The 23,011-nt window shown below is 54.5% G+C and carries 22 protein-coding genes; 9 read left to right on the forward strand and 13 right to left on the reverse strand.

Annotated features, from left to right (window positions below; all coding sequences use genetic code 11):
• Positions 1–7: 7 nt before the first annotated feature.
• The gene (osmF, locus tag ACOTY9_RS05755; protein ID WP_014884549.1) at positions 8–925 is read right to left on the reverse strand and encodes a glycine betaine ABC transporter substrate-binding protein OsmF; all 918 of its coding nucleotides are present in this window, start codon (positions 923–925) and stop codon (positions 8–10) included.
• A 147-nt stretch (positions 926–1,072) separates the two neighbouring features.
• Positions 1,073–3,370, reverse strand: coding sequence for a beta-glucosidase BglX (gene bglX / locus ACOTY9_RS05760; protein ID WP_023337541.1), 2,298 nt, complete (start codon positions 3,368–3,370; stop codon positions 1,073–1,075).
• A 187-nt stretch (positions 3,371–3,557) separates the two neighbouring features.
• Between bglX and dld the strand changes: the two genes are divergently transcribed.
• Complete coding sequence (gene dld / locus ACOTY9_RS05765; protein ID WP_050862520.1) at positions 3,558–5,306, forward strand: D-lactate dehydrogenase; 1,749 nt, start codon at positions 3,558–3,560, stop codon at positions 5,304–5,306.
• Between the two features lie 112 nt (positions 5,307–5,418).
• Positions 5,419–5,973 carry a GNAT family N-acetyltransferase gene (locus tag ACOTY9_RS05770; protein WP_014884551.1) on the forward strand — a complete coding sequence of 185 codons (555 nt, stop codon included), beginning with the start codon at positions 5,419–5,421 and terminating at the stop codon, positions 5,971–5,973.
• Positions 5,974–6,066: 93 nt separating this feature from the next.
• Here ACOTY9_RS05770 and pbpG read toward each other — a convergent pair whose 3' ends face one another.
• The gene (gene pbpG, locus ACOTY9_RS05775; RefSeq protein ID WP_014884552.1) at positions 6,067–6,990 is read right to left on the reverse strand and encodes a D-alanyl-D-alanine endopeptidase; all 924 of its coding nucleotides are present in this window, start codon (positions 6,988–6,990) and stop codon (positions 6,067–6,069) included.
• A gap of 167 nt (positions 6,991–7,157) precedes the next feature.
• On the reverse strand, positions 7,158–7,745 hold the full coding sequence (locus ACOTY9_RS05780; RefSeq protein WP_014884553.1) for a Yip1 family protein: 588 nt from the start codon (positions 7,743–7,745) through the stop codon (positions 7,158–7,160).
• Positions 7,746–7,902: 157 nt separating this feature from the next.
• On the opposite strand from ACOTY9_RS05780, the gene ACOTY9_RS05785 reads away from it, so the two are divergent.
• A complete protein-coding gene (locus ACOTY9_RS05785; protein ID WP_014884554.1) occupies positions 7,903–8,475 on the forward strand; it encodes a DedA family protein in 573 nt (190 codons plus the stop codon).
• Positions 8,476–8,535: 60 nt separating this feature from the next.
• On the opposite strand, the gene ACOTY9_RS05790 is transcribed toward ACOTY9_RS05785, so the two are convergent.
• From ACOTY9_RS05790 to dusC, 3 genes are all read right to left on the reverse strand, one after another.
• On the reverse strand, positions 8,536–9,300 hold the full coding sequence (locus ACOTY9_RS05790) for an SDR family oxidoreductase (RefSeq protein WP_080286613.1): 765 nt from the start codon (positions 9,298–9,300) through the stop codon (positions 8,536–8,538).
• Between the two features lie 50 nt (positions 9,301–9,350).
• A complete protein-coding gene (gene mdtQ / locus ACOTY9_RS05795) occupies positions 9,351–10,769 on the reverse strand; it encodes a multidrug resistance outer membrane protein MdtQ (RefSeq protein ID WP_348565379.1) in 1,419 nt (472 codons plus the stop codon).
• Between the two features lie 151 nt (positions 10,770–10,920).
• The gene (dusC, locus tag ACOTY9_RS05800) at positions 10,921–11,853 is read right to left on the reverse strand and encodes a tRNA dihydrouridine(16) synthase DusC (RefSeq protein ID WP_023330920.1); all 933 of its coding nucleotides are present in this window, start codon (positions 11,851–11,853) and stop codon (positions 10,921–10,923) included.
• A 168-nt stretch (positions 11,854–12,021) separates the two neighbouring features.
• Between dusC and ACOTY9_RS05805 the strand changes: the two genes are divergently transcribed.
• The 6 genes from ACOTY9_RS05805 (at position 12,022) to ACOTY9_RS05830 (ending at position 15,983) form a co-directional block, all read left to right on the forward strand.
• Entirely contained in the window at positions 12,022–12,417 is a 396-nt protein-coding gene (locus ACOTY9_RS05805) for a CidA/LrgA family protein (RefSeq protein ID WP_014884558.1), read from the forward strand.
• Entirely contained in the window at positions 12,414–13,109 is a 696-nt protein-coding gene (locus tag ACOTY9_RS05810) for a CidB/LrgB family autolysis modulator (protein ID WP_014884559.1), read from the forward strand. Before ACOTY9_RS05805 ends, ACOTY9_RS05810 begins: the two co-directional genes overlap by 4 nt.
• A 129-nt stretch (positions 13,110–13,238) precedes the next feature.
• Complete coding sequence (cdd, locus tag ACOTY9_RS05815; RefSeq protein ID WP_014884560.1) at positions 13,239–14,123, forward strand: cytidine deaminase; 885 nt, start codon at positions 13,239–13,241, stop codon at positions 14,121–14,123.
• Positions 14,124–14,250: 127 nt separating this feature from the next.
• The gene (gene sanA, locus ACOTY9_RS05820) at positions 14,251–14,964 is read left to right on the forward strand and encodes an outer membrane permeability protein SanA (protein ID WP_032636024.1); all 714 of its coding nucleotides are present in this window, start codon (positions 14,251–14,253) and stop codon (positions 14,962–14,964) included.
• A 297-nt stretch (positions 14,965–15,261) separates the two neighbouring features.
• Positions 15,262–15,549, forward strand: coding sequence for a hypothetical protein (locus ACOTY9_RS05825; protein ID WP_047625326.1), 288 nt, complete (start codon positions 15,262–15,264; stop codon positions 15,547–15,549).
• The gene (locus ACOTY9_RS05830) at positions 15,546–15,983 is read left to right on the forward strand and encodes a helix-turn-helix transcriptional regulator (RefSeq protein WP_045134301.1); all 438 of its coding nucleotides are present in this window, start codon (positions 15,546–15,548) and stop codon (positions 15,981–15,983) included. The genes ACOTY9_RS05825 and ACOTY9_RS05830 overlap by 4 nt, the downstream gene beginning before the upstream one ends.
• Positions 15,984–16,020: 37 nt before the next feature.
• Here the strand turns inward: ACOTY9_RS05830 and mglC are convergent, their stop codons facing one another.
• The 6 genes from mglC to folE form a co-directional block, all read right to left on the reverse strand.
• Complete coding sequence (mglC, locus tag ACOTY9_RS05835) at positions 16,021–17,031, reverse strand: galactose/methyl galactoside ABC transporter permease MglC (RefSeq protein WP_013097952.1); 1,011 nt, start codon at positions 17,029–17,031, stop codon at positions 16,021–16,023.
• A 15-nt stretch (positions 17,032–17,046) separates the two neighbouring features.
• Positions 17,047–18,567, reverse strand: a complete 1,521-nt coding sequence (gene mglA / locus ACOTY9_RS05840) for a galactose/methyl galactoside ABC transporter ATP-binding protein MglA (RefSeq protein WP_014884563.1) — start codon at positions 18,565–18,567, stop codon at positions 17,047–17,049.
• 79 nt (positions 18,568–18,646) lie between these two features.
• Positions 18,647–19,645 (reverse strand): galactose/glucose ABC transporter substrate-binding protein MglB, encoded by a 999-nt coding sequence (mglB, locus tag ACOTY9_RS05845; RefSeq protein ID WP_014884564.1) that lies wholly within the window; start codon positions 19,643–19,645, stop codon positions 18,647–18,649.
• 296 nt (positions 19,646–19,941) lie between these two features.
• Entirely contained in the window at positions 19,942–20,964 is a 1,023-nt protein-coding gene (galS, locus tag ACOTY9_RS05850; protein WP_348565378.1) for an HTH-type transcriptional regulator GalS, read from the reverse strand.
• 155 nt (positions 20,965–21,119) lie between these two features.
• Entirely contained in the window at positions 21,120–22,277 is a 1,158-nt protein-coding gene (gene yeiB, locus ACOTY9_RS05855; protein WP_023338540.1) for a DUF418 domain-containing protein YeiB, read from the reverse strand.
• 18 nt (positions 22,278–22,295) lie between these two features.
• Positions 22,296–22,964, reverse strand: coding sequence for a GTP cyclohydrolase I FolE (folE, locus tag ACOTY9_RS05860; RefSeq protein WP_014884567.1), 669 nt, complete (start codon positions 22,962–22,964; stop codon positions 22,296–22,298).
• Positions 22,965–23,011 lie beyond the last annotated feature (47 nt).

Genomic DNA, 23,011 nt, shown 5'->3' on the forward strand with positions numbered 1-23,011 from the left:
TTTCCCGTTACTTCACAAGCCCTTGTTGTTTCAGGAAGTCGGCGGCCACTTTTTTGGCATCCAGTCCCTCGACGGCAATGCTGGCATTCAGCTGCTGCAGCGTTTTTTCATCCAGCTTTTCGAAGACCGGCTTGAGCCAGTCGGCAATCTCCGGATGGGCTTTCAGCACCGCCTCACGCACGACCGGGGTCGGGGCGTAAATCGGCTGAACGCCTTTAGGATCGGTCAGGGTCTGCAGGCCGAGCGCCGCCACCGGGCCATCGGTACCGTAGGCCATGGCCGCATTAACACCCGAGGTTTGCTGCGCTGCGGCTTTGATGGTCACCGCAGTATCCCCGCCCGCCAGAGAGAGCAGCTGCGCCTGGTCGAGTTTGAAACCGTAGGCTTTTTCGAACGCGGGCAGCGCGTCAGGACGCTCGATAAACTCTGCGGACGCCGCAAGCTTAAAATCACCCTTCTCTTTCAGGTAGCGGCTAAGATCCGTCAGTGAGGTCAGCTTACCTTTCTCCGCCACATCTTTGCGCACAGCGATGGTCCAGGTATTGTTGGCCGGAGCCGGGGTCAGCCAGACCAGTTTGTTCTGTTCCGCGTCGAGTTTTTTGACTTTCTCATACCCGGCTTTGGCGTTTTTCCATGCCGGATCGTTTTCATCTTTAAAGAAGAATGCCCCGTTGCCGGTGTATTCCGGGTAGATATCCAGTTCGCCGGAGGTAATCGCCCCGCGCACCACGGGCGTGGTGCCGAGCTGGACTTTATTGACGGTTTTCAGACCGTGGCTTTCCAGCACCTGCAAAATAATATTCCCGAGCAGCGCGCCTTCGGTATCGATCTTGGAACCCACTTTTACCGGCTCCGCCGCCTGTAACGGCACACTCAGCGCCGCCAGTAATGCCGCCGATCCCAACATCCCCTTAATAATCGTCATTCCGCTATCCTCATTTTTTTGCTGCCTTTTTCAGAGGCTTGAGAGAAAAGCGTAGCTTAAAACGGCAGAATTAACCGTCAAAATGCCTTTTTAGCATAAGGTAAGATGCATCCCCCGCAGGACGGGGGGATGCAAAGGCAGGAAAGGTTACAGCAGTTCGAACTCGCCTTTATTCACGCGAGCGGAGTCCACCCCGATAAAGACGTTAAATTTGCCGGGTTCCGCATCGTATTTCATCTGCTGGTTCCAGAACTTCAGCGCATCCACGTCAATCGGGAAGCTGATGGTTTTGGTTTCACCCGGTTTCAGGTCAACCTTTTCGAAACCACGCAGCTGCTTCACGGGACGACTCATCGACGCAGTGACATCCTGCACGTACATCTGAATCACCGTTGCCCCTTCGCGCTTGCCGGTGTTGGTCACCTCGACGCTGGCGGTCACTTTGCCATCACGCTTCAGGGTCGGGGCCGACATTTTCACCTCGGAGACCTTGAAGGTGGTGTAGCTCAGACCATAACCAAACGGATACAGCGGGCCGTTGGCTTCATCGAAGTAACGTGACGTGTACTTGTTCGGCTTGTCGGCGTTGTACGGGCGACCGGTGTTCAGGTGGCTGTAATAAACCGGGATCTGCCCGACAGAGCGCGGGAAGGACATCGGCAGCTTGCCGGACGGGTTGTAATCGCCAAACAGCACGTCGGCGATAGCGTTACCGCCTTCGGTACCGGCGAACCAGGTTTCCAGAATGGCATCTGCCTGCTGGTCTTCTTTCACCAGCGCCAGCGGACGACCGTTCATCAGCACCAGCACCAGCGGCTTGCCGGTGGCTTTCAGGGCGGCAATCAGATCGCGCTGACTCTGCGGAATAGTGATATCGGTACGGCTGGAAGCTTCATGCGCCATCCCCTGCGCTTCGCCCACGACCGCGACAACAACGTCCGACTGCTTAGCCGCGTTTACCGCTTCGTCGATCATCTCTTTCGGCGTGCGCGGATCGACCTTCACCGCTTCCTCGTACTGGTTGAGGAAGGTGACGATGTCTTTATCATTGGTGACGTTTGCCCCTTTGGCGTACACCACTTTGGCGTTTTCACCGACGGCGCTCTTGATACCGGTCAGCACGGTCACGGACTGATCGGCGACGCCTGCCGCAGACCAGCTGCCCATCACGTCGCGTTTGCTGTCAGCCAGTGGGCCCACCACGGCAATGGTGCCGGATTTTTTCAGCGGCAGCGTGTCGAGGCGGTTCTTCAGCAGCACCAGGCTTTCGCGCGCCACATCACGCGCTTCTTTGCGGTGCAGGCGGCTTTCAGCATTGGTGTCCGCCGGGTCTGAATCTTTTGGCCCCAGGTGGCTGTACGGATCGTTAAACAACCCCATGTCATATTTCACGTTCAGCACGTGGCGCGTGGCATCGTCCAGCTCCGCCATCGTCACCTTGCCGCTCTTCACCAGCCCCGGCAGGTATTTGCTGTAGTATTCATCGCTCATGCTCATGTTAATGCCAGACTTCAGCGCCACGCGCACGGCGTCTTCCGGGTCGGATGCAGTGCCGTGTTTGATCAGCTCTTTAATCGCGCCGTGGTCAGACACGGTGATGCCCTTAAAGCCCCACTGGTCACGCAGCACGTCTTTCAGCAGCCACGAATCGGAGGTCGCCGGCGTGCCGTTCAGCGAGTTAAGCGCCACCATCACCGCGCCGCTGCCTGCATCCAGCCCTGCCTTGTACGGCGGCATATAGTCGTTGAACAGGCGCTGCGGGCTCATGTCGACAGTGTTGTACTCTTTACCGCCCTCCACTGCGCCATAGGCCGCGAAGTGTTTGACGCTGGTCATCACCGAATAGCGGTCTGCTGGGCTTTTGCCCTGCATCGCTTCCACCATGGTTTTGCCCATCGTGGCGGTTAAATACGTATCTTCACCGAAGCCTTCCGATGCGCGGCCCCAGCGCGGATCGCGCGAGACATCGACCATCGGAGCCCAGGTCATGTTCAGGCCGTCATCCGCCGCTTCATAAGCCGACACGCGACCGACGGTTTTCACCGCATCGAGGTTAAAGGAGGAGGCCAGGCCGAGACTGATAGGGAAGACGGTGCGCTGGCCGTGTACCACGTCATAGGCGAAGAAGAGAGGGATCTTCAGGCGGCTAAGCGCCATCACCTGATCCTGCATTTTGCGGATATCCTGGCGGGTGACGGTGTTAAAGATGGCGCCCACCTGGCTTTCTTTGATCATCTCCCGGATGGCCTCTTTCGGGTTATCCGGGCCGACGCTTATCAGACGCAGCTGGCCGATCTTCTCATCAACCGTCATCTTTTTAAGCAGTTCCGTGACAAATGCGTCCCGGGCTTCAGGCGTAAGCGGGTGATTGCCAAACAATTCATCTGCCAGCGCAGGCTGCAGCGCCAGGCTGACGGCGACACCTAAAGAACATATCCATCTCATGTCGTTACTCTCTCATCATTAACCGCCGGAAGAAGGCCACCGGTCCGGGCGAAAAGCGCAGTGTGCCATAAACCCTCTTTTGCTTGCAGGGTTATTCTCTGATTTTTCTCATGAATAGTAGACCGCGAAACTGTTAATCGCGCTATGCTTTACAGCGAGAAATTTGCCCCACCACAAGGAGTGGAAGATGTCTTCTGTTCGAACTGACGATAACAAAACATTCATTAACGAACTGTCGCGCCTGGTTGGCTCCTCTCACCTGCTTACCGACCCGGCTAAAACCGCCCGCTACCGTAAGGGTTTCCGCTCCGGTCAGGGCGAGGCGCTGGCGGTGGTCTTTCCGGGCACGCTGCTGGAACTGTGGCGCGTGCTGAGCGCCTGCGTTGCCGCCGACAAGATTATATTAATGCAGGCGGCCAACACCGGCCTGACCGAAGGTTCTACGCCGAACGGCAACGATTACGATCGTGACATCGTGATTATCAGCACTCTGCGCCTCGACAAGCTGCATCTGCTGGATAAAGGCGAGCAGGTACTCGCCTTCCCAGGTACCACTCTTTACTCGCTGGAAAAAGCGCTTAAGCCGCTGGGACGCGAACCGCATTCGGTGATCGGCTCCTCCTGCATTGGCGCCTCGGTCGTCGGTGGGATCTGCAATAACTCCGGCGGCTCGCTGGTGCAGCGCGGCCCGGCCTACACCGAGATGTCGCTGTTTGCCCGTATCGATGAAAACGGCAAGCTGACGCTAGTGAACCACCTGGGAATCGATCTCGGCGTAACGCCAGAGCAGATCCTCAGCAAGCTCGACGACGATCGCGTGAAGGACGAAGACGTGCAGCACGACGGCCGCCACGCGCACGATCACGACTACGTGACCCGCGTGCGGGATATCGACGCCGATACGCCGGCGCGCTATAACGCCGACCCGGACCGTCTGTTTGAGTCCTCCGGCTGTGCGGGCAAGCTTGCCGTTTTCGCGGTGCGTCTCGACACCTTCCCGGCAGAGAAAAAGCAGCAGGTGTTTTATATCGGCACCAACCAGCCTGAAGTGTTAACCGAAATCCGTCGTCATATTTTGGGCGAATTCACCCACCTGCCGGTGGCGGGCGAATATATGCATCGGGACATTTACGACATTGCCGAGCGTTACGGCAAAGATACGTTCCTGATGATCGACAAGCTCGGCACCGACAAAATGCCGTTCTTCTTCACCATGAAGGGCCGCACCGATGCGATGCTGGAGAAAGTGTCGCTGTTCAAACCTCACTTCACCGACCGCTTTATGCAGAAACTGGGCAACGTTTTCCCGGCGCATTTGCCGGAGCGAATGAAAACCTGGCGTGATAAGTACGAACATCATCTGCTGCTGAAAATGGCCGGGGACGGGATTGCCGAAGCGCAGGCCTGGCTGACCGACTTCTTCAAAACCGCCGAAGGGGATTTCTTCGCCTGTACCCCTGAAGAGGGCAGCAAAGCCTTCCTGCACCGTTTTGCCGCGGCGGGAGCCGCTATCCGTTACCAGGCAGTACACTCCGACGAGGTGGAAGATATCCTGGCGCTGGATATTGCCCTGCGCCGTAACGACACCGAGTGGTTTGAGCATTTGCCGCCGGAAATCGACAGCAAGCTGGTGCATAAGCTCTATTACGGCCATTTTATGTGCTATGTCTTCCATCAGGATTACATTGTCAAAAAAGGAGTTGATGCCCACGAACTGAAAGAGCAGATGCTCGCCCTTCTTCACGAGCGTGGCGCACAATATCCTGCGGAACACAACGTCGGGCATCTTTATAAAGCTCCTGACGCACTTAAGCAGTTTTATCGCGAGAATGACCCTACAAACAGCATGAACCCCGGCATTGGTAAAACAACGCGGAAGAAATACTGGAAAGAGAGCCCAGACGCGGAGCAGCACTTAACGCAAGCGTCTGATTAATTCCTACAGCCAAATTTGAGAGATTGTTTAGCACTTGTTAATCGTAATAGAGTAACGGTCTGTCGCCGGAGAAACGTTTCTCCGGCATGCCATCACGAGGAGCAGGCACATCATGTCGGCTGTTGACGTTTTATCCGAAACCGAACTGGAAGTGCGCGACGCCCTTCCCGATGATGTGCATGCCATCACCGCAATTTATGCCTGGCATGTGCTTCACGGACGCGCGTCATTTGAAGAAGTCCCCCCGACTATCGACGAAATGCGCCAGCGTATGAAAAGCGTGGCTGAGAACGGTTTACCGTGGCTCATCGCGCTGTATCGCGGCATCGTGGTGGGTTACTGCTATGCCAGTCCTTACCGACCGCGACACGCCTACCGCTATACCCTGGAAGAGTCGATTTACGTGGACGCCAGCACCACCGGCCGCGGTTTTGGCACAGCATTAATGGATGCGCTTATCGCACGCTGCGAACAAGGCCCGTGGCGGCAGATGATTGCCGTAGTGGGAGATGGCAATAACAACGCCGGTTCGTTGCGGCTGCATAAAAAGCATGGCTTCGAGATTGTCGGTCAGCTGCGCAGCGTGGGATACAAGAAAGGCGACTGGCGGGATACGGTGATTATGCAGCGCCCGCTCAACGACGGGGACTGGACGCTGCCGGAATAAAAGCAAAACGGTAACCTGGGTTACCGTTTTTAGTGTGTTCTCCCTCTCCCTGTGGGAGAGGGTTGGGGTGAGGGCATCAGCACGCAGAGGTACCTAATCGTTCTGCGCCGTCGCCATCTGCTCCGCTTTCTGCTTTTTATACGTCAAAGCCGCGGCCGGTACAGGCTGCACTTTCCCGGTCTCAATCCAGGTCCGCAGGCGGCTCGCATCCGCAAAGTGAGTATATTTCCCGAAGGCATCCATCACCACCAGCGCCACCGGCTTACCGTTAAACACGGTACGCATCACCAGACAGTGTCCTGCCGCGTTGGTGAATCCGGTTTTCGTTAGCTGAATGTTCCAGTTATCCCGGTAAACCAGATGGTTAGTGTTGCGGAACGGCAGCGTATAGGCCGGGTTGGCAAAGGTCGCCATCTCTTCACGGGTCGTGCTGAGCTGGCCAATCAGCGGATACTGCTTGCTGGCAATCAGCAGTTTCGTCAGATCGCGGGCCGTCGAGACGTTGTTAATCGACAGACCCGTCGGTTCAACATAGTGCGTATTGTTCATCCCCAGCGCTTTGGCTTTGGCGTTCATCGCGCGAATAAACGCGTCGTAACCGCCAGGATAGTGGTGTGCCAGGCTCGCGGCCGCACGGTTTTCGGATGACATCAGCGCCAGCAGCAGCATGTTTTTACGGCTGATTTCGCTGTTCAGGCGCACGCGAGAGTAGATCCCTTTCATCTCTGGCGTGTGGCTGATATCCACTTTCAGTTTTTCGTCCAGCGGCAGATGGGCATCAAGCACCACCATCGCGGTCATTAATTTGGTTATTGAAGCGATCGGGCGCACCAGGTCCGGATGGCTGGCGTAAATCACCTTATTGGTGTTGAGGTCGACAATCATCGCGCTGCCGGATGCAATTTGCGGCTGGGCAGCAGCAGTGGTCACCGCGGGCGTTTTAGCGACGGCTGGCACAGCAGCGGACGCCCCCAGCAACAGCGCCAGGCTAAGTAAAGAGACTCGGAATTTCAGCATGGTGAGACTTCTGATAATTATTCACGCACGTAATGACGTACACCGCCTGCGTCGACGGATAAACGCAGGCTGGCTTCGGCATCATAGCCGTCACAGTGCTTTGTCGCCAGCGGATAATCGTGAACAGATGCTGCATTGCTGGCATTTACGCCAGCAATGCAGTGAGCTTAGAAGAGACGGTATCCATAACCCCAAAGAATAACCGTCAGTGCCAGTAACGCCTCCAGCACCAGCACACCGATAGCCAGTGTGGAGCTGGAGAAGCTCAGCCCCTCTTCTTTGTTGATATTCAGGAAGGTTGGAACCCCCAGATACAGCAGATAACCTGTGTAACAGAGAGCAATCGTACCGATCAGTGCGCACAACCAGACCAGTGGATACAGTGCAACAATACCGCTTAAGAACAGCGGGGTCGCGACGTATCCAGCGAAGACCATACAGCGCGCCAGCGATGGACGTTGCGGATAGTTACGTGCCATCCAGTGAATGACACGCCCCATGACCGCCACGCCCGCCAGCATCAGGCCATAAAAGAGAATGGCAAGATAAAGCCCGGTAAACCAGGAAAGCTGAACCACGGTGCCGTCACCGAAATTCCAGCCGATTTGTGTTGTGCCAATAAACGCGCATATTACCGGCACCGCGGCCATCAGCAGCACATGGTGGGTGTAATGATGCGAGACCGTTTCGTTCTCACTTTTGATGACATGCATTTCACGATCGGGATGGGAGAAAAGTCCCCAGACATGGTTCATAGCGCCCCCTTGTTGTCGGCCCGTCAGCGATACCTTAAGTATAATGCAGGCTTTAGATTATTTTATGTACAGTGGGAAATTTCCGTTGATTTCCCCGCTGTTGATTCATGGGGTATATGATTAAACGAGGTACGCTGAGGGAGATAACATTTACGTAATGGATATTAACGCACTCATTGAACAATATGGCTATGCCGCGCTGGTCATTGGTAGCGTGGCAGAAGGTGAAACCATCACGCTGTTAGGCGGCGTCGCCGCGCATCAGGGCTTACTGAAATTTCCGCTGGTCGTCGCTGCGGTCGCGCTGGGCGGCATGATTGGCGATCAGCTACTCTACTTTCTGGGTCTGCGCTTTGGTCCGACGCTTCTCAAGCGTTTCGCTAAACACAAAAAGAAAATTAACCGCGCGCAGCGCCTGATCCAGCGCCACCCTTACCTGTTCGTTATAGGCACCCGTTTTATGTACGGCTTCAGGATAATCGGGCCGATACTGATTGGCGCCAGCCGTCTGCCCCCGAAAATTTTCCTGCCGCTGAATATTCTTGGCGCCGTTGCCTGGGCGCTGATCTTTACGACGCTCGGTTACGTGGGAGGCGAGGTGATAGGTCCGTGGCTGCATAATCTCGACCAGCATCTGAAGCACTGGGCATGGTTGCTTGTCGTGGTTGTGGCGGTGATTGGCGTCAGGCTGTGGCTGAAACATCGGGAAAAGGCGCGGGATGAGGCGTAGCCGGATGCGGCCTGATGCCCTGCCCCTCACCCTCTCCCACAGGGAGAGGGCAAAAAGTAGCTATCCCTCCGGCTTAAACTGCGGATTCGCCAGCATAAAACCCCCGTCAACGATAAACGATTGCCCGGTGGTATAGCTGGCGTCGCTGTCGCACAGCCACGCCACCAGGCTGGCGATTTCTCTCGTATGTCCGGGACGCGCCAGTGGGATTTCCGGCATTGAGCCTTCTTTCACTTCGCTGTCGTCCATATCGTTCATGGGTGTGGCAATGGCACCCGGCGCGACGGCGTTCACCAGAATGTTGTGCTTAACCAGTTCTATCGCCATGGATTTGGTCAGGCCGCCGAGCGCATGTTTCGCAGCGGTGTAGGCGCTGGCCTCCGGCAGCGGCGTGTGCTCATGCACCGAGGTAATGTTGACAATTCGCCCTCCTTCCCCCTGCTTCACCATCTGCCGTGCCGCAATCTGCGAACAGAGAAACGCACCGTCCACGTCGACGGTGAAGATGTTCCGCCAGTCGTCAAACGGCATCTCCAGGAAGGGCGCTTTGGTCATCGCCCCGGCATTGTTAACCAGCACGTCCAGCCGACCGAAACGCGCAATCAGCACGTCAATGGCTTCAGCACCTTCCGGGAGCGTGCTTAAATCGAGATGGACAGCCTCTGCTCGCTGCCCCTTCGCTTCCACTTCACGGCAGGTTTCCAGCGCACCTTTTTCATCAGAGTGCCAGGTAATGCCAATATCAAACCCGCGCTCTGCCAGCATCAGGGCCGTGGTTTTACCAATCCCGGAATCCGATGCGGTAACAATCGCTACTCTGGTCATACTCACCTCCTGAAAAACACCAAAGAGATAAGTATAGATAACGCCTCTTTTTAGCCGTGATGATAGCCGCCCCCCAGCGCCGACGTCAGTTGCAGCGTGGCGTCGATATACTGTCCTTTCAGCATGACCGTCTCAAGGTGTTCTTTAAGCGCCGGGATTCTGGCTTCGCTGACCCGCGCCCCTGCAAGGATACCTGCCCTAAAACGAGCCTGCGCCAGCGCCACTACACGTGCCGCGTCTTTTTCGACCTGCTGCTGGTGACGGTTTTTTGCCGACAGGGTTTCGACTTCGCTGGCCGTACGCGCCACCTGATTCACCGCCTCCACCACCGCTTTGTTGTAGTTCGCGACAGAGAGGTTATTCTGCGCCTGGGCACTATCCAGATTGGCGTTCAGCCTGCCGCTGTCGAAAATCGGCAGGGTCAAACCGGCGGTCACGCCCATCTGCTGAGCGGAAGAGCGGAACAGATCGCTGAGGTGCAGGGCATCCTGCTGTAAGAAGGCCATCAGATTCACGTCAGGATAGAATGCTGCTCTGGCGGCCTCCACCTCGCTCAGGGAGGCTTCGATATACCAGTGCGCCTCCTGAAGATCCGGGCGGCGCGCCAGCAGTTCATATCCCAGCGTTGAAGGGAGCGAGGCTTCTGTCGCAGGCAACGCATGGCGCGTAAGCGCTATGGCCGATGTACCGGTCAACGCAGTCAGTCGCGCCTCAATGGCCTTCATTTTGCCCTTCACGTCCGCTAACTTTTCATCCGTTTTGCTGGCATAAATATCGGTTTCGACGCCCTCCACCGAGGAGGTAATACCGTGCTGATACAGTTCACGATCGGCATCGATAATATTTTTCTGCTCCTGCTTAATTTGGGAAAGGACATCCCCGGCAGCGGCCTGGGTCTGCCACGCCCAGTAAAGGCGCGCAACGCTGCTGGCAAGCAGCTGGCGAGTCTGCTCCAGCTCCGCTTTTTGCGCATTCACTTTACCGATACGCGCGGCAATCCGGGCGCGATTTTTCCCCCACAGATCCAGATCCCACCCCGCCGTGAGGCCGAAGGTGCCATTGGTGTACCATGGGCCGGTCGTTCCCGCTGCCGGATCGGTCAGCGCGAACGGGCCCATCAGGCCTTCTGCCGACATTTTCTGCCGTTCAACATCCGCAGAAAAATCCAGTTGTGGGCCATCGGCAGCAATAGCGGCCTTCGCCTGTGCTTCCGCGAGCGTAATACGTTGCCGGGCAATTTGCATATCCGGGGCATCCGCTATCGCTTTCGCAATAAGCGCATTTAGCTGCGGGTCGTTATACTCTTTCCACCATTCGTTTTTCGGCCAGTCCGCATGGTTAAGTCGGGTATTTATAGATGCAGCTGTCGCCTGCGTTTTTATTGGCGCTACCGTGGAATGTTCCGGTGCGCACGCAGCCAGCATAAAAACAAGGGGAGCACTCAGAGATAAAATAAGAAAACGTTTCATTACGCCATGCACTCAAAAAATAAAGGCGCAACTTACGCTTGATGACTTTCCGTTTTTTAGTAACGCGTGGCAATCCGCAAATTGTTATACATTTACATAATTAGCAAAATATTCACCTAGTGAATTATTTAAATTTAAATATTACCGCTAGTTATTTTGACTGAATGACCCGCGCAATTTCAGCCGACGTCTGGAGCGTGCGGATCGCCTGAAATAACCCCAGCGCTTCGCTGTATTCTTTACGTAAATAGCTCAGCCACTGCTTGATGCGCGCGACGTGATACAAACCGGTATCACCCTGCTTTTCCAGACGGCTGTATTTTTGCAGCAGCGTCACCACGTCAGCCCATGGCATACGCGGTTCGTTATATTTCACGACGCGACTGAGGTTGGGCACGTTCAGCGCACCGCGGCCAATCATCACCGCATTGCAGCCCGTCTCTTTCAGGCATGCCTGCGCGCTTTCGTAATCCCAGATTTCGCCGTTAGCGATCACCGGAATAGTGAGCCGTTTGCGGATCTCGCCAATCGCCTGCCAGTTAATCCGCTCAGCTTTATAACCATCTTCCTTGGTGCGGCCATGCACCACCAGCTCGGTGGCCCCAGCCTGCTGCACCGCATCGGCAATTTCAAACTGCTTATCTCCGCTGTCCCAGCCCAGACGAACTTTCACGGTGACCGGCAGATGCGAGGGTACCGCCTCGCGCATGGCTTTTGCGCCGCGATAAATCAGCTCAGGATCCTTGAGTAGCGTTGCCCCGCCGCCGCTGCCGTTGACCAGCTTTGACGGACAGCCGCAGTTGAGATCGACGCCATAAGAACCCAGCGCCACGGCCCTGGCGGCGTTTTCCGCCAGCCATTCAGGATACTGGCCTAACAGCTGGATCCGCACCAGCGTACCGGAAGGCGTCCGGCTCTGGCGGTGCAGTTCAGGACAGAGACGGTAGAATGACTTTTCTGGCAGCAACATATCGACCACGCGCAAAAACTCCGTCACGCAGAGATCGTAATCGTTCACCTCGGTAAGCAGCTCGCGCACAAGAGAGTCGAGCACGCCTTCCATCGGGGCCAGTAAAACACGCATTCTGAGTACCTGTGAAAAAAGACGCGCTATAGTAGCTGCTCTGTATGTATGTGGAAAGCCCGGCGTTCCATTCCGGAATGTCTGGTATGCTCAAAATTCATGATGTGATCCGTGGCACATTTTCAGGTTTAATTGTATGATGAATGCGTTTCATCAAGGACTATCACCATGAGCAAATCATTGAACATTATCTGGCAATATCTGCGCGCATTCGTCCTGATTTACGCCTGCCTGTATGCCGGGATTTTTATCGCGTCGCTGCTGCCTATCACCATTCCTGGCAGCATTATCGGCATGCTGATCCTCTTTGTTTTACTGGCGCTGCAAATTCTGCCCGCAAAGTGGGTTAACCCCGGCTGTTTCGTCCTCATCCGCTATATGGCGCTGCTTTTCGTGCCCATCGGCGTCGGGGTCATGCAGTATTTTGATTTGCTCAAAGCCCAGTTCGGCCCGATTGTGGTCTCCTGCGCAGTTAGCACGCTGGTGGTTTTCCTTGTTGTGAGCTGGAGTTCACATCTGGTACATGGCGAACGTAACGTCATCGGGGAGAAAACAAAAAAATGATGGCTAATATCTGGTGGTCTCTGCCGTTAACCCTGCTGGTCTTCTTCGCCGCGCGTAAACTTGCCGCACGCTTCAAAATGCCGCTGCTCAACCCCCTGCTGGTGGCGATGGTGGTAATTATTCCTTTCCTGCTGCTCACCGGCATCCCTTACGAACGTTACTTTGCCGGCAGCAAAATTTTAAACGACCTGTTGCAACCCGCCGTTGTGGCCCTCGCCTTTCCTTTATATGAGCAGCTGCACCAGATCCGCGCCCGCTGGAAATCCATCATTACTATCTGTTTTGTGGGCAGCCTGGTGGCGATGATCACCGGCACGTCGGTGGCGCTATTGATGGGCGCTTCGCCACAAATTGCGGCCTCTATTCTGCCTAAATCGGTGACCACACCTATCGCAATGGCGGTAGGCGGCAGCCTCGGCGGGATCCCGGCCATCAGCGCGATGTGCGTCATTTTCGTCGGTATTCTCGGCGCGGTGTTTGGTCACACCCTCCTGAACGCGATGCGGATCCATACTAAAGCGGCGCGGGGATTGTCGATGGGTACCGCCTCGCACGCCCTGGGTACCGCCCGCTGCGCGGAGCTGGACTATCAGGAAGGGGCTTTTAGCTCCCTGGCGCTGGTGATATGCGGGATTATCACCTCCCTGCTCGCCCCGTTCATTTTCCCGTTGATACTGGCGGTGATGGGCTAAAATTTGCGATGCGTCGCGCAAATTTCATTTTGATTTCATAAGTTGCATACATAATGAGAAGTGGATCACATATAAAGCCCCAGCGGCTCCGTAAACTACCGATCCATTAACCTTTATGAGGCAAACGCCATGCACCCACGTTTTCAAGCTGCCTTCGCTCAGCTTGCAGAGAATTTGCAATCAGCCCTTGCTCCCGTCCTGGCAGATGCACATTTCCCCGCCCTGCTGACGGCAGAGCAGGTCACCATGCTGAAACAAGCAGCGGGACTGGACGAAGACGCGCTGGCTTTCGCACTGCTGCCCCTGGCTGCCGCCTGCGCGCGTGCCGATCTCTCCCACTTCAACGTCGGCGCTATTGCGCGCGGCGTCAGCGGAACCTGGTACTTCGGTGGAAACATGGAGTTCCTGGGCGCAACCATGCAGCAAACCGTTCATGCGGAGCAGAGCGCTATCAGTCACGCCTGGTTGCGCGGTGAAAAGGCCTTGAGCGCCATCACCGTGAACTACACGCCGTGCGGCCACTGCCGTCAGTTTATGAACGAGCTGAACAGCGGGCTGCAACTGCGCATCAACCTGCCGGGACGTGCGCCACATACGCTGGGCGATTACCTGCCGGATGCCTTCGGCCCGAAAGATCTGGACATTAAAACGCTGCTGATGGACGAGCAGGATCATGGTTTCGCCCTGTCCGGCGATGACCTGAGCGAAGCGGCCATTCGTGCGGCTAACAAGAGCCACACTCCGTACAGTAACGCCCCAAGCGGCGTGGCGCTGCAGTGCCGCGATGGCCGTATCTTCACCGGCAGCTATGCGGAAAACGCCGCGTTTAACCCAACGCTGCCGCCGCTGCAGGGTGCGCTCAACCTGCTGAGCCTGAACGGCTACGACTACCCCGACATTCAGCGCGCAATTCTGGCCGAAAAGGCCGATGCGCCACTGATTCAGTGGGATGCCACCGCTGCGACGCTCAAGGCGTTAGGCTGCACGACGATCGACCGCGTACTGCTGGCATAAATCCTTCCGGCGGACTGAAATGTCCGCCACATTGCTGAAAAACCCCTCAGTTGAGTCGCTGTTTCTTGCGCTAACCAGACGGGTAAAGTAGCCTGAGTGAACTTTCATCCACGAACGAGCCATCTCCATGTTAAAGCGCGTTTTTTACAGCCTGTCTGTCCTGGTCGGCATACTGCTGTTGATCGTGCTGGGTCTCGACCGCTGGATGAGCTGGAAAACCGCCCCTTACATCTTTGATGACCTGCAGGACCTGCCCTATCGCCAGGTGGGCGTGGTACTCGGCACCGCCAAGTATTACCGCACCGGGGTGATCAACCAGTATTATCGTTACCGAATTCAGGGCGCGCTGAACGCTTACAACAGCGGCAAGGTGAACTATCTGCTGTTAAGCGGTGATAACGCGCTGCAAAGCTATAACGAACCGGTGACGATGCGTAAGGACCTGATTGCCGCAGGCGTGGATCCTGCCGACATCGTGCTCGACTACGCAGGCTTCCGCACCCTCGACTCCATCGTGCGCACCCGCAAAGTGTTCGACACCAACGACTTCATCATCATCACCCAGCGTTTCCACTGCGAGCGCGCGCTGTTTATTGCGCTGCATATGGGTATTCAGGCGCAGTGCTACGCGGTGCCGTCGCCTAAAGATATGCTGAGCGTGCGCGTGCGCGAATTTGGCGCGCGCTTTGGCGCGCTGGCGGACCTCTACATTTTCAAACGTGAACCGCGCTTTTTAGGCCCGCTGGTGCCGATTCCGGCGATGCATGAAGTACCGGAAGACGCGCAGGGTTACCCGGCTGTGACGCCGGAGCAACTGCTTGATCTGCAGAAGAAAAAATAAATTTGCACAATGAGTAATATATTACTCATTAACCTCTCAAAAAATGGATAATGTGAGATATAAGTGGCATTACTTGCCTTAATCACCCCGTATCACTTTTTTTTAATGACCACGGAAATCCAGGCTGGCTGCGATTCATCGACGATATCATTCCCGCCGGCGCCAGTCGTCGCTACTGGATAAATGCGCTTGGTATCAGTGAATTACCACTCAGCCAGCAAAATTTTTTATTGCTAAAATTTGGCACAATGTCCCCTGTTGGGAATTTACGCATTAAAGAATCCGTACCGGAATGGAATGAATTCGCAAGCGCTAAAACGTTTACGGTTACGGACGTCATCGAGCGGGCAGCCGACTTTCTGGATTATGCCCAGGAAAGAGGCGCCGCGGCAGGTGGCGCAACCGGAGCTGGCGGAGTGGATTCCCCCTTCGACGTTGCTTAACGCCCTGCATGAGACAGCCGTTCAACTCGTCGACCTACCGGAAAGATTGGCGGCGCGCGGTGTTCCAAAACAGATACTGGAAATGCCTGCAATCGGTTTTCGCTTTATTCCAGACAAACTTTCCCGCTGGGGCTTATTATGAAAACACCCGATAAGACAGAGTCAGAGTTTCTGCAAACATTAGCCCGTATACGCAGCGCAAATGGAAGGAGACATCATGACGACGCAGAGGATCCTGACAAGTTAACGCAGGTAAACAGGCAACGCGTTTCACCAGGCTTAACACGCGTCGATACACGCGATCGTCAGGATCTCTTGCACGCAGCCATTCGGGACATATTGTTGGGTAAAATCACGCAAGGAGAAGCACTGAGGAAACTCAGGGTCGAGGTGTTGGGGCTAAAACAGGATGAATATGCAAAATTAGTCAGCGTATCCCGAAAAACATTGTCAGATGTAGAAAATAACAGAGGCAACTATTCCGCTGACATCATTAACAAAATCTTTAAACCCTTCGGGCTTCAAACCGGGCTGGTGCCCATTTCAAAATCGCTGATAGCCTCACTTTTCTCATAAAAAAACCCGCATCGCTGCGGGTTTTTCATTGTTGAGCTTACTTCTTACGTGCGTACTTCAGTGAATCCAGCGCAACAGCGAAGATAATAATCGCGCCTTTAATGATGTACTGCCAGTACGGGTTCACGCCGATGTAGGTCAGGCCGTAGTTGATCACGGTGAAGATGATCACACCGGTGACCACACCGAGTACGGTACCCACGCCGCCGCTGAAGGAGACGCCGCCGACCACACAGGCTGCAATCGCATCCAGTTCGTACATAAAGCCGAGGTTGTTGGTTGCAGAACCGATACGACCCGCTTCCAGCATCCCACCGAAGGCGTAGAACACCCCGGACAGGGCATAGATCATCAGCAGGTTCAGGGCCACGTTGACGCCGGAGACTTTCGCCGCTTCCGGGTTACCGCCGATAGCAAAGATGTTTTTACCAAAGCGCGTTTTGTTCCACAGGATCCAGACGAACGCCACCGCGATCAGCGCATAGAAGGTGATATACGACAGGCGGAAACTGCCCAGCGCGATAAACCCTTGCGTGAAGGTTGAGAAGCCGCTGTCAAAGCCCGAGATAGGAGACGCGCCCACGAAGTCGTAGTAGAGGGAGTTGATACCGTAAACGATGATCATCGTACCCAGCGTGGTGATAAATGGCGTCACGTTCAGGTAAGCGATGATGATACCGTTGATCAGGCCAATCACCGCGCCGATGGCGCAGACAATCAGGATCACCACGAAAATCGGCATGGTCGCCATTTCCGGGAAGACCTTGTTGGCGTTTTCCATCGACTGCAGCAGGGTTGCAGCAATAACCGCCGCCAGGCCGACCTGACGACCGGCAGAAAGGTCAGTACCCTGGGTGACGATAAGTCCCGCCACGCCCAGCGCAATGATAATACGCACGGAAGACTGGGTCAGAATGTTACTCAGGTTCAGCAGACTTAAGAACGTAGGGTCCTGGAAAATGATAATGGCCAGCAGGACTAAAAGAACAACGTAAATTCCGCCTTCTTTCAGGTAAGTGAGAAAACTTTTTTTATTTAACGCACTCATGAGGAGCCCCTGATCTTAAAGGTGCAAAGACGCAAGACGCAAAATTTCGTTTTGCGTTGTCGTTTTGGTGTCAACAATACCGGCAACGAGACCATTGCTCATAACCAGAATACGGTCTGTGATCCCTAACAGTTCCGGCATTTCGGAAGAAATAATAATGATCCCTTTATTCTTTTTCGCCAGCTCGGCAATCAGCTGATAAATTTCAAACTTTGCGCCGACGTCAATGCCACGGGTAGGTTCATCCAGCATCAGAATTTCTGGCTGGGTTAATAACCAACGTCCGATAATGACTTTTTGCTGGTTACCCCCCGAAAGCGAACCAATTTGCGTGCGGTGGCCAGGCGTTTTCACGCGCATGGAGTCAATCACCCACTGGGTATCGCTCTTCATGCGGGAGTTATCCAGCAGTCCGACTTTATTTTTGTAATTACGAATATTAGAAATTAACGAGTTAAAGTTAATATCCAGATAAGCATAAATACCCGTCGAACGACGTTCTTCCGTTACCAGCGCAAAACCGTTATTAATGGCTTCGTTGGCATTGTGGTTGTTAATTTTCTTTCCGTGCAGCGTAATGGTGCCCTGGGCCTTCTCACGGATACCAAACAAGGTTTCCACAATGTCGGTACGCTTTGCCCCCACCAGACCGGCAATCCCCAGGATTTCGCCTTTGTGCAGGTCGAAGGAGACATCGCGGATGGACGGCTGACGCAGCGAGGTGAGATTGCGCACTTCAAGAATCACTTCACCCGGCTTGTTCTCTTTGTCCGGGAAGCGCTGGTTAAGGGAGCGGCCAACCATCATGGCGATGATCTTGTCCATATCCAGCCCTTCCAGCGGCTGCGTGGCAATCCACTGGCCGTCGCGCAGGATGGTAATCTCATCGCACAGCTGGAAGATCTCTTCCATTTTGTGAGAGATGTAGACAATGCCGCAGCCGCGTTCTTTCAGCTTACGAATAATGGTAAAAAGGTGATTAACCTCTTTTTCCGTTAATGACGATGTCGGTTCGTCCATGATGACGATTTTCGCATCATAGGAGAACGCTTTGGCAATTTCGATCATCTGCATTTGTGAGACGGATAAGGTTCCCACGCGAGCGCGCGGATCGATATCAATATCCAGCTCATCAAAAATCGCTTTGGTGTCACGATACATTTTGTCCTGATCGACAAAGACACCTTTGGTTGGATAACGCCCCAACCACATGTTATCCATAACGGAACGTTGCAGTACCAGGTTTAATTCCTGGTGAACCATCGAGATACCGTTTTCCAGTGCTTCTTTCGCTGAATGGAAATCGATCTCTTTCCCCTGAAAAAGAATGCTGCCAGAATCTTTTTGATAGATCCCAAAAAGACATTTTAATAATGTTGATTTACCCGCACCGTTCTCCCCCATTAATGCATGAATAGAGTGAGGACGGACTTTTAAATTAACATTATCGAGTGCCTTAACACCGGGAAATGACTTGTTAATACCGTTCATTTCCAACAAGTATTCACCGGTTGACTGAGTAGTTGTGCTGACCATAATTATACCTTGTTGGCCTCGCATATCGCGTTATAAAAGGGCGCAACGAATTGCGCCCAGTGGAGACAGGTTAACTCACTTATTTACCGATAAACTCAGCCAGGTTGGACTGGTCTACGCCCACGTAAGGTACGCGAACGATTTTGTTGTCAATTTTCCAGCTGGTGCCATCTGCCGCGCCTTTACCGTCAGCGAGGTTTTTCGCCAGATCGAAGGTGGCTTTCGCCTGGTTATTGGCATCGTTCAGAACGGTACCGGCCATCGCGCCAGATTTAACCAGCGCCAGCGCTTCTGGCAGGGCATCCACACCGAATACCGGAATGGACGATTTATTGTGGGCTTTCAGCGCTTCTACCGCACCCATTGCCATCGCATCGTTGTTGGCGATAACCACTTCGATTTTGTTCGCGTTAGGGCCGGACAGCCAGGCATCCATCTTATCTTTCGCCTGGGCGGTATCCCACATCGCGGTATCTAATGCCAGCTGCTGGGTTTTCAGGCCCTTATCATTCAGCTCTTTGATAACGTAAGTCGTACGCGCTTCAGCATCCGGGTGACCAGGTTCGCCTTTCAGCAGAACGAACTGGATCTGACCGTCTTTGTTCAGGTCCCAGTTCGGGTTCGCTGCCCAGTGTTTCGCGATCAGATCGCCCTGAATAATGCCGGACTCTTTGGAGTCAGTACCGACGTAATACGCTTTGTCATAGCTATCCAGCGCTTTACGGGAAGGTTCTTTGTTGAAGAAGACGATTGGCACATTCTGGCCGCGCGCTTTTTCAATCACCGTGCCTGCTGCAGCCGGGTCAACCAGGTTGATCGCCAGGGCTTTCACGCCTTTCGCCAGCAGAACGTCGATCTGGTCGTTCTGTTTGGACTGGTCATTCTGGGAGTCATTCATCAGCAGCTGTACGTCTGGCGCTGCTTTCGCATCTTTCTCGATAGCTTTACGTACAACAGACATGAAGTTGTCGTCGTATTTATAAATCGTCACACCAATACGGGTATCTGCAGCGTGCGCTGCTGCACCAAAAAGCATGCTTGCCATTACAGCAGACAGGGTCAACACCTTCTTATTCATGGTATCTCCGGTTTTTTTTTATGCAGGGTAGTTCTGGTGAATAACGAGCGGCAGGCAGATGTTAATAAAACGTTACTGACAGCCGACGTTCACTTATAAAATTTCTCTCTTCCGTGGTCGGTAACGCTCCAGAAATGCGTTTTATTCGTTGTTTGCGGCACATTGGCTACTGTTAAAGTGAATAATCACCGTTACATAGCGTTTCAGCTGCTAAAACGCTGACATCATAGTCAGCGCCTTGTTAAGATACTGTGAATTTACTCACAGATTGAAAACGGTTACATCACCTCATGTAATCAGTTAGTGATCGGAGCCACAATTTGCCGCGACGCGACGGAATGTCGACGCACCAGGGTTGGCATGAAGCAATGCGTCGCCCCAGGATCCAGCAGCCCTGCGGCTCCCTGTAAAGCCAGTTCAGTAGCCAGTTTTGCCATAGAAGCAATGGGATAGCGCACCGTGGTCAGTTGCGGGTCGGTGTAACGGGCGATCGGAATGTCGTCAAAGCCAATCAACGACAAATGCTGCGGCACCGCAATGCCGTTATCTTTCAGTGCCGTCAGCGCGCCCGCTGCCATGCTGTCGTTATACGCAAACACCGCAGAAAGCTGCAGATTGCGGCCCAGCAACTCCACCATTGCCGCCTCACCGCCCTGCATGTCAGGCGTACCGGTGCCGATCCAGCTCTCTGATGCGGTAATGCCGTGTTCTTTCAGGGCGTTTTGCCAGCCCTCACGCCGGTACGCGTCATCTTCAATTTGATGGCTGGAGGCAAGATAACCGATCCGCTGATGGCCGTTATTGATAAGCATTTTGGTGGCCATCATGGCGCCGCTGACGTTATCCAGCCCAACACAGCGGTGGGCATAGCCCGGCACAATCCGGTTAATCAGCACCATGCCCGGTATCTGTCCCATAAACCCGGCAAGCTCTTCATCACTTAAGGCTTTGGAGTGAACAATCAGGGCGTTACAGCGCTGGCGAATCAGTACTTCGATGGCATGACGCTCTTTCTCCGCCTCATGATAGCTGTTGCCAATCAGCACATATTTTTGATGCTGCTGGGCAACCACATCGACCGCTTTCACCAGCGCACCGAAAAAGGCGTCTGAGACATCCATCACCACCACGCCGATGGTATCGCTGACCTGCGTGGCAAGCGCCTGCGCGTTGGCATTTGGCCGGTATCCGAGCTGGGTCACGGCTTTCATTACGGTTTCACGGGTTTCAGGGCTCACCAGCGCACTGTTGTTCAGCACGCGGGAGACGGTAGCCACAGAAACGCCCGCCAGACGGGCGACATCACGAATGGTGATCATATTCACCATCCTTCAAAGGATTGCAGCAACTCACAGACACCCCCTGTGTTTAGCAAGGTGGCTATTTTGGCAGCGAGAGAAAAGGGACTACGTGAAGAAGCTCACAGTCATGAAAACGCTTACATCCGTTTTGTTAATGATTGTGATCCAGATCGTTATCTGGATGTATTACTCAATGATACCCCTGAAGCATGTGCGGTTAACTGACGCCACACCCACTCCAGCGGCCCCTGACGGAAATAACGCAGCCAGATAACGGAAAACGCCAGATTAACCGCCCAGATCGGAATAACAAACGCCAGCAGCCCGAGGCGGTCGAATTTCATAAACAGGCCAAAGCGATAGAAAATCGTGGTGCATATCAACGTTTGCAGGAGGTAATTGCTTAACGCCATGCGCCCGACGCAGGCGACTGCGCTGACAAGCCACAGGCGAGAAAGCTGCGGCCAGAAGCCATATATTAGCGCCGCGTAGCCGATGGTCTGGAATGGCGCGCTCAGTTCACGCGGTACCTGGAGCAGGAAAGCGCACCAGCGATAATCCCAGTGAATGTGCCACTGTGTCATCACCGCCGGGAGGTTTATCAGCACGCCGAGCAGAACCAGCCCCGCCCCGGTGCGACGATAATGACGCAGGCTGAACTCCCCTTTCAGCCACCCGGTGCGCATCAATGACGCCCCCATCAGCATCATCCCTGCCAGCTGCCAGCCGTATTGCGCCCCCAGCGCAAGAAGGTTATCCCCCAGCATATCCGCCCGGTTGCTAATGGCTTCCGTACCGCCTTTTAGCTTCCAGAACTGCTCGTACTGGAGGTTTGCAGCATCCGGGATCCAGGAACGGTTGGTCGCTTCGCCAGAGATCATCCCCAGCAGCAGCAGCACCCCAAGCCCCATGAGGTAAAGCATCACGCCGGTGTTAAACAGGCTTTTCACGCTGTGCGCATCACGAATGAGACGCCAGCAGATAAGCCCGACTAACCCATACGCGAGAAGAATATCGCCGTCCCAGAAGAACAGACCGTGGATAAAACCGAGGATCACCAGCAGGGTTAAGCGCGACTGGATCCAGCGGGTGCCGCGTTTAAGCAGAAGCTGTAGTCCTGCGCCAAACAGCAGGGCAAAGAGCGTGAGGAATTTAACCTGGGCAAACAGATCAAGGATTGCCCAGGTCCAGGCATCGCTTCGGGTGATGTCGCCGTACCAGGCGGGATTGAGATAAGCTGCCTTCGGCAGACCGAAGGCGCTAATATTCAGCAGCAGGATACCCAGTATGGCGACGCCGCGAACAAAATCGAGCGTGACGTTTCGCTCCATGGTCCCTGCCCTGTGAGATTAGTTGTGGTGACGCACGGCGCGCAGGAACTCCTGGCGGGTGTTCTGGCTCGATTTAAACAGACCGCCCAGCGAAGTGGTGGTGGTTGCACTGGTCGCATCACGTACGCCGCGGGCTTTCACGCAGTAGTGAACGGCATCAATAGAGACCGCCACGTTATTGGTGCCCAGCAGCGTTTGCAGGGCAATCAGGATCTGCTGCGTCAGACGCTCCTGAACCTGAGGACGCTGCGCGAAGAACTGCACAATACGGTTGATCTTCGACAGACCAATCACCGTATCTTTCGGAATGTAAGCCACGGTCGCTTTACCGTCGATAGTGACGAAGTGATGTTCGCAGGTGCTGGTCAGCGTGATATCACGTACCGTGACCATCTCGTCCACCTTCATCTTATTTTCAATGACGGTAATTTTCGGGAAGTTGGCGTAATCCAGGCCAGAGAAAATTTCGTCGACGTACATTTTCGCGATGCGCTTAGGCGTCTCCATCAGACTGTCATCGCTCAGATCGAGATTCAGCAGTTGCATGATCTCGGTCATATGCCCGGAAATCAGACTTTTACGGGTTTCATTGTCCATATCCTCAACGGGCGGACGCAATGGCGTTTCGAGACCGCGCGCAAGCAGGGCTTCATGGACCAGGGCAGCTTCTTTACTGAGTGATGACATTTTCTTCTCCTGCAGGTGTGGCGTCTTTCGCCCTCGTTGTGGCAAAA

This window comes from Enterobacter cloacae complex sp. SHL012, from assembly GCF_049237505.1.
Classification (GTDB): domain Bacteria; phylum Pseudomonadota; class Gammaproteobacteria; order Enterobacterales; family Enterobacteriaceae; genus Enterobacter; species Enterobacter kobei.